Source organism: Achromobacter sp. GbtcB20 (genome assembly GCF_019091095.1).
Classification (GTDB): Bacteria; Pseudomonadota; Gammaproteobacteria; order Burkholderiales; family Burkholderiaceae_B; genus Achromobacter; species Achromobacter mucicolens.
Genome location: NZ_JAGXJZ010000173.1, coordinates 1 through 593 on the forward strand (window position 1 = coordinate 1; position 593 = coordinate 593).

Genomic DNA, 593 nt, shown 5'->3' on the forward strand with positions numbered 1-593 from the left:
GGTGCCGCCGGCGCGCCACTGCCACTGGTTGCCGGCTTGCTCGTTCCAGTTCTGGACCAGGCCGCGCAGCACGAACCCGTTCGGGTCGCGCAAGGCGTTCGCGCTGCCCGGCGTGGTGACGGCATTGTAGCCGCCGTGGCCGTCGGCGCCGACCGCATACACGCTGGAGCTGGCGCCCGGGATCTGCTGGTCGACGATGATGGTGTCGTTGACGAACTTCGAGCGGGTATGGGCCAGGTGGGTCTTCACCGTCAGCGGCCCGTTCGCGTAGCGCAGCGCGAGGTTCAGGTAATTGGTGCGGGTGCGCTCGTCCTGGCCCCAGGTGCTGGTGGCCATGTAGGGGTCCCAGTCATAGGCGCCCGGGCCGAACTGGGCGGCGGCGGCATCGGCCGACAGGATGGGGCAGATCGTGCCGCGCGGCGTGTTGCAGTGGCTGCCCTGCGGCGCCAGCACCGCGTTGGTCAGGCGCGGCGCCCAGGTGACGATGTCGAGGATGTAGTTGACCGCGTTGCGGCCCTGGTAGCCCATGCCCAGGTACTGCGCGCTGGCTTGCAGTTGCGGGCTGATCTTCCACTGGAAGGCGCCGTGGATGC

Annotated in this window: 1 protein-coding gene; it reads right to left on the reverse strand. The window is 69.5% G+C overall.

The window, feature by feature from the left end; translation table 11 throughout:
• On the reverse strand, positions 1–593 hold a 593-nt coding region (locus tag KVT32_RS28410; RefSeq protein ID WP_217619240.1), incomplete at both ends, for a hypothetical protein.